Source organism: Paratractidigestivibacter sp., assembly GCF_052362415.1.
Taxonomy (GTDB): Bacteria; Actinomycetota; Coriobacteriia; order Coriobacteriales; family Atopobiaceae; genus Paratractidigestivibacter.
The window spans coordinates 2243-11931 of sequence record NZ_DAWEMK010000049.1; the positions used below are offsets into that span (position 1 = coordinate 2243).

Sequence of the window (9689 nt, forward strand, 5' to 3'; positions counted from 1 at the left end):
GGCGAGTCGGTGAGGCTCGGATGGGGCCCGGGCACCATGCAGGCCGGCTTCGGGCAGGCCGACTTCGATTACGCCTTCGGCGGCGGCAGGGCGAGGATGCACTACCTGCCGATGTCCTTCCCGTACTCCAACCACGGGGTGCGCGAGGTCTTCGCGGGCGAGAAGGACGTCTGTGCCTGCCAGGGGCTCAAGGACTGCTTCGAGCACACCGGGGGCGCTCCCCCCGTCATCGTGCTCGACAACGCCACCGAGGCCGGGAGGAGGCGGCGCGACGCGATCGTGGGGTCCGACCTCTTCCGCCGGCTCAGGCTGCGCTACGGCTTCACGGCCCGCTTCCGCAGCCCGAGCGCCGGCAAGGAGAAGGGAAGCGTCGAGGGCAAGGTCGGCTACACCAGGAGGAGCTTCTTCGTGCCCGTGCCCGAGGTGGACGGCCTCCAAGGCTACAACCGAGGGCTTGCCGAGGCGCTTGACGCCCATTCCGAAGAGCGGCTCCGCTACGAGAAGGGACTCAGCTGGGCCGCCCTCTTCCAGGTTGACAAGGCGCGTCTTCCGCCTCTTCCAGAAAAGCCCTTCGACGTCGTCAAGCGGGCGTCGCGCACGACCGACGGCTACGGAAGGATCACCTTGGGCGGCCGCCATCGCCACCTGGCGTCACCCTCGCTCGCATGTGTCTCGCTCACGGTGGGCGTGCGCGCCTTCACGGTGGAGATAGACGCCCCCGACGGGACGCCGCCAAGGGCCTGCCGCAGGCGCTCCGGCGAGCTCTCCACCTCCGACGAGGACCCGCCGGCGCTGCTCGGACCGCTTTCGATGAAGGCGCGCGCCTTCGCGCAGCCCAGCGTGTGCGCGCTGTTCGACGAGGATGCGAGGGACGCCTTCGGCTCCATGGCGACCGACGAGCCGAAAGGCCAGGTCAAGGTGATCTCGAGGCTCGCGCGAGCCTATGGCATGGGGATCGCCGCCCGGGCGTTCTCCGAGGCGCTGCGGGCCACCGGCGAGATGCGCCCCGCCGATGTCGAGATGTGCTGCGCCGGGATCCGCGCGCAAGGCACCAGGGCCAAGGCGGCGCGCGAGCTGGGCACCAGGCTCGCCGACTACGACGGCTTCATGCCCAGGGGAGGCGACCGGGACGGCCAGGCTGCCGCAGAAGGTTGGTGCGCGCTGCGAGAGGCTGAAGCGCGCCGAGCGCGAGGGCGGCTCCGTCCTGCTGTCGAAGGCGACGATGCGCCACGTGGCCGAGGCGGCCGCCGATGGGCAGCTCGCGTTCTTCGGGGATGCGCCCGCAAGGGAGTGCGCGCTCAGGCGCCGAAGCCGGATGGCGCGCCTCAGGCGGCAGGCGAACTTTCCCTCGCAGAAGGGCTTCGATGGCTTCGAATGGCCGGGAATCGTGTTTCCCCGCGGCTTCACGAGGGACGACATGCTCTCGCTTGCCCTCATCGACGCCCGCGAGGACCTGGTGCTCTTCGGAGGATCGGGCAACGGCAAGACCCATACCGCGATAGCCTTGGGGCTGCTCGCCTGCGGCGAGGGCGGAAAAGTCGCGTTCTGGTCGACGGCGGAGCTGGTAAGCGAGCTGAGGCGTGCGAATAAGGAGGGGACGGCGCAGGACGCGCTCGGGAGGCTCGGCAGGTGCGGCCTCATCATCCTGGACGAGTGGGGGCACCTTCCCACCGATCCCGACGGGGCAAGGCTTCTGTTCCGGGTGGTGTCGATGCGCTAAGAGCGGATCGCGCTCATCCTCACCACCAACATCGAGCTCTCCAGATGGGGCGAGATCTTTGCCGACGACGACATGGCCAAGGCGATGATGGACCGCATCGTCCGCCACGGCAGGCTCGTCACCTACGACAGGGAGTCGTACAGGGTCAAACACGCGCTCATGCGCGGGGAGTTGTAGGAGAAGAAAGGATTGGTGCCAGGGCGACGCTCGTGCGTGAAGAATCTTCACGCTGACGTGTGAAACGAACGGATGCTGTTTTGTGAAACGAGAGGTTGACGAAACACATCAGAGGCCACCTCCGCCCTTACGCTCGGAGAGACCTTTTGATAGAACAGCTCGATAGTGCCCATCGTTGCGCACTCGACCATCACCCAATAAGGCGGAAGATCATGTTCGTCTCCATACTTGGCGACAAAGTGCTTGATGAACTGCTCACCTTTGTTCGCCGCGGAGTATTCACGGCTAAGTCTGGGCTTTACGGACTCAGGAAAACCGAAGATGCCGTCCTCTCCAGACGCGAGATAGGAGAGTCTGCCTCGAAAGAAAATCTCAATCTCAGCGATAGCGCCGAACATAACGAGACGCAAATCGCGGTCAAACTCATAGGCACGCATAATCTTGGCGAAGCTCGTATTCTCACAGAATACAGCCTACCCCCTTAGCGTCAATGGTTTTGTACGGAAACCAGTATGCGGAAAGCCTGTAATAGCCGATGTTGCGCAGGGCAAGGCGCAGCCCATCTACATTGCCGACTTCAAGCCCTTAGACTTTTGTCAAGATCATAATTTCAGGCTTGATCGAAGGGCGAAAACCGCAGCACTTCGGCGGCCCAGCGGCCAGGGTAATCGTCTTCTTGCAGCCTCGACCCGTTCTCCCGTAGCATAAGCCCCCACAGGAGACGGTTACTCAATCAACCTAGGGCAAGACTACCCGATTTACATAAGCCTGAGTACCCGATTTGCATAAGCCGGAGTACCCGATTAACATAACTCTGACAACTTGATTCGCATAAACAGGAAAGGGCCGGGCCGAATGATCCCTCGTGATATCGCCAGCGTCCTCAAAAAGTATTCCCGGTGGTTTCCGGTCGTGTCGGTGACGGGGCCCCGGCAAAGCGGCAAGTCGACGCTGGTCCAAGAGGTTTTTTCTGATTACAGCTACGTCAATCTCGAGCTGCCAGGCGAACGCGCCGCCGCCAACGCCGACCCCCTCGGGTATATCCACTCGCACCCGGCGCCGCTCATCATCGACGAGGCCCAGCTGGCTCCCGAGCTGTTTAATGTTATCCAGGTTGAATCAGATAAAGTGGGAGCCCCAGGACAGTTCGTCCTTTCCGGTTCGCAGAACTTCATCTTAAAACGCCAAATCTCCCAATCGCTGGCGGGCCGCGTAGGGTTGCTGACGCTGCTCCCCTTATCCTATAGGGAACTTCTTGCGGCTCAAGATGACTTGCCTTTTGATGAGTACCTGTATCGAGGAGGCTACCCCCGTCTTTACAACGTAGACATCCCCGAGGACGTCTACTACTCGAACTACGTGGCAACGTATCTCGATCGAGATGTTTCCGAGCTCATTAACGCGACCAGCTTGACCCAGTTCAACCTATTCTTGCGGATTTTGGCAACAAACGTAGGGCAGCTGACCAATGTTGCTTCAATGGCGTCTGACGTGGGCGTGACCACCAAGACGCTGCGCGCATGGTTGTCGATTCTCGAGCAGTCTTATATCGTCTTTCTGCTGCAGCCGTACTTTGCGAATTCGCGAAAGCGACTCATCAAGACTCCAAAGATTTACTTTTATGACACCGGCCTTTTGTGTCATCTGCTGTCGGGCGGAGACGCCTCGGAGATGGAGCGCTCAGGCACATTGGGCCCTGTTTTCGAAAATGCGGTCATCGCCGAGTTGTATAAACGCCATTTGAACCGCGGGGAAACTGCTCAGCTTTATTTCTATCGCGACTCGAATGGTGTCGAAGTCGACCTCGTTGACGCGACGGTCCCTTCGGTGCCTGAGCTATGCGAAATCAAATCCTCGCGGACTTATCGCAACAGCTTTATGCGGCACCTTGATTCCGTTGGCGAGCTGTTAGGCGCTGCCCCGGAGAGGCGCTCGGTCATCATGAGATCAAATCAGACAACCGAGATTAATGGCTCGCCAATCTGGACAGTCGAAGACTGGGCAAAGAGATAGGGCCATGAGCATGCCGAACCTCGCCCAAAATGCGGATTCGTAGAAATATATACGAAGTCGGTATCCTATTTCCGAAACCTCGAGTAGCGGCGCCAATAGCCCTGCATTTACGCAGGTATTCTTAGGCTCATCCGCATCTATACTCGCGGTTTTCGATTTAGGATACCGACTTCGCAGACTTTTCCAGCGCAGCTCCGTCGCGCCCGCCGTGCGACGCCCCGGCGCGCCTACTTCCGCGCGCGGAAGCCGCCGCGGGCGATGTGGTCGCGCAGGTGCTGCTCGATCTGGGCCTCCACGTCGCGTTCCATGGCGCCCTCATGCTGCTCATCCCCGCCCTCGGAGGTAAGGCCCATATCGTGCATGACGTCCATCTCGATTTCGTGGCCGTGACGACGCTCGGCGTCGGCGGCGAGGCGCTCTGCCAGGCGCTCCTCGACACCGGCGATGCCGCCAAGCTGCGCCGGCACGGCGGGCGCCGCCTCGCCCTCGAGGTCGGCCTCAAGGTCGGCCTCGACGAGCACCTCAACACGACGCTTCTCGCGATCGACGAACATAATCAGGAACGAGGTGATCAGGAGAACGGGCGCAACCCAGATCGTGCGGGTCCCCAGCGCGGGAATCGCCCAGTTTCCGATGACGGCGCCGAATACGAAGCATGCGATCACAAAGAAGCTGAGCAGGCCGCCGCGCAGCTGCTTCTGGTCGCGGTCGCTCGCGAAGGTGACCAAGGCCTGGGTCCCGCTGCGCAGGTTGCCGATGCACATGGTGGTGGCAAGCGGGCGGCCGTGGAACTTGCGGAACGCCTGGACCTGGATGCCGCAGGCAAAGGACGTGAGGCCGTTGGCGTAAAGGCTGCGACCCTCGGGGATAAAGCCCACGACGACGAGCAGGACGGCCTCGATGATGAGGGCCAGCTGGCGCCAGTGCAGGTGCTCCTCGGTTGCGACGATCTTTATGGTGTGGCACAAGGCGATGCCGGCGGCGAAGCAGACCACCGGGACGGCGTAGTGCAGGCACTGGGCCCAGTCGCCTGCGGCCAGGTTGACGCCGAACAGCAGCATGTTGCCGGTCTGCGCGTTCGCAAAGACGTGGTCGCGCACGAGGTAGGAGTAGGCGTCCATGATGCCGCCCGAAAGCGCGAGGAGGACTGCAAGCTCGATGGACTCGGACTCTTGCTTCGCGCGGAACATGTGCTGGACCTTTCTGACGCCTGTTGCCTTGCCTAAACCATAGGTCATTCTGACGCCGCGGCCTCGCCGGGAGCACTTCTTGCCCCTTCCTGAAGCCAAAAGGAAACAAGAAGTAACGGCACGGCCCGCTCCTTGCCGCTTGGGGCTACCATAGACTTGGCAAACTATGGAGGCGAACGGGCGATGGGCTCGACGGGAATGCGGGTGCACCCGCATCACATGCAAGCAATTTGGCACGAGGTCGTGAGCGCCGGCGACGAGCTCGCCGTGGACGCGCCCCTGGCCGACAAATCGACGATCATCTGCCGGACAGGCCAGCTCATGCTCGCGTCCGGCACCGGGGCCTGGCGCGTGCGCGACTCCATGAACCGCGTGGCGCGCGTGCTCGGCGTGACGGTCCACGTCGACCTCTCGCTGCTGTCCATCGAGTGCACCTGCATCGAGGGGCATGAGAGTTTCAGCGAGGTCGTGAGCCTGCCCACGACCGGCGTGAACACTCACCGCATCTGGCTGATGGAAGACTACATCCACGAGATCGAGACCCAAGGCGCCGAGCTCACGGTGCGCGGCTTCCACAACCTGCTCGACGTGGTGGAGAAGTCGAATCCTGATTACGGATGCCTGCAGCTCGGGCTCGCCGCGGCATGCGCGTGCGGCGCGTTCGTGTTTTTGCTGGGCGGCGGCCCCTTCGAGATGCTCTGCGCCTTTGTGGGCGCCGGCATGGGCAACTACATGCGCGTAAAGATGCTCGCGCGCAAGCTCGGCCAGTTCAGCTGCATCAGCTGCGGCGTCGCGACCGCCTGCGTGTGCTACCTGGCGGCGCTCACCTTCCTGGCGCACTTCGACCCCGCGGCGATGAACCACGAGGCCGGCTACATCGGCGCCATGCTCTTTGTGATTCCCGGCTTCCCGCTAATCACCGCGGGCCTCGACATCGCCAAGCTCGACATGCGCAGCGGCATCGAGCGCCTGGTGTACGCGATATCGGTGATCACGGTGGCCACGCTCATCGGGTGGCTCGTGGCGGAGGTCGTCGGGCTTTCGCCGAGCGACTTCGCGCCGCAGGGGCTCGGCCCCGCGGCGCTCACGCTGCTGAGGCTCGCGATGAGCTTCGTCGGCGTGTTCGGGTTCTCGGTGATGTTCAACAGCCCGGTCCAGATGGCTGCGACGGCCGGGGCGATCGGCGCCGTCTCCAACACGCTGCGGCTGACGCTCGTGGACCTGCCCACGTTCGCCCCTGCCCTCGGACTGGCCTCCGGCTGCCCTCCCGAGGCGGCCGCCTTCATCGGCGCCATCACGTCGGGGCTTCTGGCCCATGCCGCCGAGCACTGGACGAGCTACCCGCGCATCGGGCTTACGGTCCCGTCCATCGTGATCATGGTGCCGGGACTGTACCTATACCGCGCCATGTACTACATGTGCATCTTTGACACGGCGAACATGCTCGCGTGGTTCGTGCGCGCCGTCCTCATCGTGGCGTTTTTGCCTGTGGGCCTCGGCGTGGCGAGGACCTTCACCGACCCGAGGTGGCGAAAGACGAGCTAGCATGAAGGGCCTGCCGTCTCAGCCTGGCTGAACCGGCAGGCCCTTCATGCCAAATCTACCCGGCTGGAGCGGCTGGCCCCTCGGGCCTAGCGGCTGCGCGACTTGAGGGCGCGGGCGATCTCGCGGTCGACGTCGCGACGGGCCATGTCCTCGCGCTTGTCGTAGAGCTTCTTGCCGCGGGCAAGGCCGATAGCGAGCTTGACGCGGTTGTGCTCGTCGAAGTAGAGCTCAAGCGGCACGAGCGCGGTGCCCTTGGTGCGGAGCTTGCCGTCCAGGTAGTCGATCTGCTGGCGGTGCAGCAAAAGGCGGCGCTTACGGTCCGGGTCGACGTTCCACACGCCACCGTTGGAATACGGGTGGATGTGCACGCCGTGGAGCCAGCACTGCCCGCCGCGGATGAGGCAGAAGGCGTCGGTGATCTGGCTCGCCCGCTCGCGCAGGCTCTTGACCTCGGTGCCCGTGAGCTCGATGCCCGCCTCGAAGGTCTCGTCGATGAAGTACTCGTGGCGCGCGGAGCGGTTGCGGGCGATGGACTTCTTTTGGGGCTTCGCCTGCTTGCCCTGCTGGGCGGGCTTGGTGGACTTGGCCATGTTAGTTGCCTCCCCTTGCCGCGGACTCGGCATCGACCGCGGCGCCCGACACGCCTGCGAGCTCCTCGGCCTCAGCAGCCTGGATCGCGCGCAGGAGCGACTTCGCGGCGGGCTCGCCCACCAGGTCGCGGGCACGCAGGGTGAAGGTCGTCGTCTCGGCTTTCTGGCCGGCACGGGCGGCGTTCGAGGCGCAGATGAGCAGGCAGGCGGCCATCTCGGCGTTGGCGCCGGCGGGCAGGCCCTCGGCGGCCAGCAGGGTGCGGGCCTCGGACTCCGAGACGCCGGCCGGGTCGCGGTCAGTGCCCGTCGCCTGATCGACGGCGGCGTCGAGGGCGGGGTCCTTCACGCCGAGCGCGAGCGCGGCACGCAGGCATGCGGCCGCGACCTGGGGCTTCTCGCTGACCTGAAACCAGGCCGAGAAGTTGACGAAGGCTCGAGCCAGGTGGCGCGGCTCGCTCGCGCGTTCGAAGACGGAGAACGAGAGGCCGAGGTACTCGTCCATGTCGCCGTCGAGCTTGTAGAGGTCGGCGAGGTTCAGGCGGCTGCCGCAGTCCATCGGGTTCCAGCGAATCGCGGACTTGAGCGCGCTTTTGGCCTCGTCGTAGTCGCCCACGTGCACACTCGCCAGCGCGAGATCGGCATAGAGGCGGTCGAGCGGCTCGCCGACGTCGCGCAGCTCGCGGGGGTCGCCCTCGGTCCTGCGGTAGGCGAGCTTCTCGAAGGCGGACGGGAAGCTGAACCACTGCACGGCATCGGTGGCGGCGCAGTTCTTGTCCACGTACTCCTCTGCGTCCTCCGCGAGTCGGCGAAGGAGCTCCTCGGCGGCCTCGTCCTGGCCCTGGATAAGATAGCCCTCGGCCTGGGCAAGGGCGTCATCGAGCTCTGTCTGCGGTTCGTTCATGGTTCCTCCAGCCGGCGCGTGCCGGCGAATCAGATGCTGGTCAAGTTGTTAGTCTTCCCATTATCGCGCAGGCGCGAGGCAGCGTTCGGGCGGCGAGTCGATTTGTTTCCAGCGCGTGGAGGCCGCGACGGGCGCCGAGCACGGCGGCGCGCGAGCCGGCTAATGCTCCTTCGCCGGCAGGCGGAAGTCGATCCGGCCGCGCGGGATATCCACCCCGGCGACCTCCACGACCACGCGGCGGCCGAGCCCCCAGACCGTGCCCGTGGACTCGCCGGTCAGGGTCATGCGTTTCTCGTCGAACTCGAACCACTCGGAGCCGAGGTCGCGAACGGGGATGAGGCCGTCTGCGCAGGTCTCGTCGAGCGAGACAAAGACGCCGAAGCGCTCGCAGCCGGAGACCACGCCCGCTTCCCGCGCGCCGATGCGTCCGGCGTAGAGCTCGGCCATCTTTACCTTCTGCGAGTCGCGCGCGGCGGCGTCGGCCGTACGCTCCATGCGCGAGCAGTCGCTGCAAAGCTGAGGCAGCAGGCGCTCGACGGCGCGCTGCTCGGGGCAGCCGTCCTTGCCGGCGAGGTGCGCCTTCAGCGCTCGGTGCACGATGTCATCGGGGTAGCGGCGAATCGGCGAGGTGAAGTGGCAGTAGGCCGTGGCGCCGAGGGCGTAGTGGCCGAGGTTCTGAGGCAGGTAAACGGCGCGGCGCTGCGCGCGAAGAAGGAGCGCGCTCGCCAGGTACTCCCCGCGGGTCCCACGGGCCGCGTCGAGGACGCGCTGGATCGCCGCGGGCTCGCCAGCCATGAGCGCGGCGGCGTCCCCGGGCCCCAGAACGCCCAGCTCGTCGAGGGGCGCCACGGTGTGGCGCAGGTCCTCGGCGGAGGGCTGCTCGTGCACGCGGTAGGCCGCCGGGACCTCGGCGTCGGCGAGGATGCGCGCCACGGACTCGTTGGCCAACAGCATCGCCTCCTCCACAAGCCCCGTCGCGCGGGTGCGGCTCCGGACGCGCACGCCTGTCGGGTGGCCGTCGGCGTCGAGGACGACCTTGGACTCGCGCGTCTCGAAGTCGATGGCGCCGCGGGCGCGGCGGGCGGCCTCGCGCAGGGAGCGGATTCGGTCGAGGGCGCGGAGCATCTGCGCCACCGCCGGCGCCTCGGAGTCGTCGACGCAGGGCAGGTCGGCGGGACTCTTCTCGCCGACCAGCAGCGCATCGACCTCGTCGTAGCACAGGCGCGCATTGGAGCGGATGGCGGAGGTGCAGGCCTTCGCGGAGACGACGTTGCCGCGCTCGTCGAGGCGCATCCGGACCGTCATGGCGAGGCGGTCCTCCCCCGGGCGCAGCGAGCAGACGTCGTTGCACAGGCGCTCCGGGAGCATGGGGATCACGCGGTCAACGAGGTAGACCGAGCAGGTGCGCGATCGGGCCTCGAGGTCCATCGAAGAGCCCCAAGGCAGGTAATGGGTCACGTCGGCGATGTGGACGTCGAGGTCGAAGCCGCCGTCCGCGCGCTCGCGTTGCGGTTGGACATCTGGTTCTGGTACTGCTCGAGCGCCTCGTCCTT

Annotated in this window: 7 protein-coding genes and 2 pseudogenes; 4 read left to right on the forward strand and 5 right to left on the reverse strand. The window is 65.2% G+C overall.

The genetic code is table 11. From position 1 onward, the window contains the following. Both ACT84W_RS06300 and ACT84W_RS06305 read left to right on the forward strand, forming a co-directional pair. Positions 1-504 (forward strand): annotated as a pseudogene (locus ACT84W_RS06300) (IS21 family transposase); the annotation flags it as partial. 811 nt (positions 505-1315) lie between these two features. Beyond that, a pseudogene (locus tag ACT84W_RS06305) lies at positions 1316-1897 on the forward strand (ATP-binding protein). Between the two features lie 47 nt (positions 1898-1944). On the opposite strand, the gene ACT84W_RS06310 reads toward ACT84W_RS06305, so the two are convergent. Beyond that, positions 1945-2334: an Abi family protein gene (locus tag ACT84W_RS06310; protein WP_444328593.1), complete on the reverse strand. Its 390-nt coding sequence runs from the start codon at positions 2332-2334 to the stop codon at positions 1945-1947. 418 nt (positions 2335-2752) lie between these two features. On the opposite strand from ACT84W_RS06310, the gene ACT84W_RS06315 reads away from it, so the two are divergent. Continuing rightward, the gene (locus tag ACT84W_RS06315; RefSeq protein ID WP_444328594.1) at positions 2753-3910 is read left to right on the forward strand and encodes an ATP-binding protein; all 1158 of its coding nucleotides are present in this window, start codon (positions 2753-2755) and stop codon (positions 3908-3910) included. A 227-nt stretch (positions 3911-4137) separates the two neighbouring features. Here the strand turns inward: ACT84W_RS06315 and ACT84W_RS06320 are convergent, their stop codons facing one another. Next, positions 4138-5100 carry a YoaK family protein gene (locus ACT84W_RS06320; RefSeq protein ID WP_444328595.1) on the reverse strand — a complete coding sequence of 321 codons (963 nt, stop codon included), beginning with the start codon at positions 5098-5100 and terminating at the stop codon, positions 4138-4140. A 219-nt stretch (positions 5101-5319) separates the two neighbouring features. Between ACT84W_RS06320 and ACT84W_RS06325 the strand changes: the two genes are divergently transcribed. Next, positions 5320-6645, forward strand: coding sequence for a threonine/serine exporter family protein (locus tag ACT84W_RS06325; protein WP_418827537.1), 1326 nt, complete (start codon positions 5320-5322; stop codon positions 6643-6645). Between the two features lie 86 nt (positions 6646-6731). Here ACT84W_RS06325 and smpB read toward each other — a convergent pair whose 3' ends face one another. The 3 genes from smpB to ACT84W_RS06340 all read right to left on the reverse strand — a co-directional run. Continuing rightward, positions 6732-7235, reverse strand: coding sequence for an SsrA-binding protein SmpB (smpB, locus tag ACT84W_RS06330; protein ID WP_417576692.1), 504 nt, complete (start codon positions 7233-7235; stop codon positions 6732-6734). A 1-nt stretch (position 7236) separates the two neighbouring features. Further along, positions 7237-8136: a hypothetical protein gene (locus ACT84W_RS06335; RefSeq protein WP_444328596.1), complete on the reverse strand. Its 900-nt coding sequence runs from the start codon at positions 8134-8136 to the stop codon at positions 7237-7239. A gap of 159 nt (positions 8137-8295) precedes the next feature. Then, positions 8296-9689, reverse strand: a 1394-nt coding sequence (locus ACT84W_RS06340) for a ribonuclease R family protein (protein WP_444328597.1), incomplete at its 5' end; no start/stop codon positions are given.

What these genes read in the sequence shown, in the direction of transcription:
- ACT84W_RS06310 (WP_444328593.1), bottom strand. Translation starts at nt 2,334, where the DNA reads ATGCGTGCCTATGAGTTTGACCGCGATTTGCGTCTCGTTATGTTCGGC.
- ACT84W_RS06315 (WP_444328594.1), top strand. Translation starts at nt 2,753, where the DNA reads ATGATCCCTCGTGATATCGCCAGCGTCCTCAAAAAGTATTCCCGGTGG.
- ACT84W_RS06320 (WP_444328595.1), bottom strand. Translation starts at nt 5,100, where the DNA reads ATGTTCCGCGCGAAGCAAGAGTCCGAGTCCATCGAGCTTGCAGTCCTC.
- ACT84W_RS06325 (WP_418827537.1), top strand. Translation starts at nt 5,320, where the DNA reads ATGCAAGCAATTTGGCACGAGGTCGTGAGCGCCGGCGACGAGCTCGCC.
- smpB (WP_417576692.1), bottom strand. Translation starts at nt 7,235, where the DNA reads ATGGCCAAGTCCACCAAGCCCGCCCAGCAGGGCAAGCAGGCGAAGCCC.
- ACT84W_RS06335 (WP_444328596.1), bottom strand. Translation starts at nt 8,136, where the DNA reads ATGAACGAACCGCAGACAGAGCTCGATGACGCCCTTGCCCAGGCCGAG.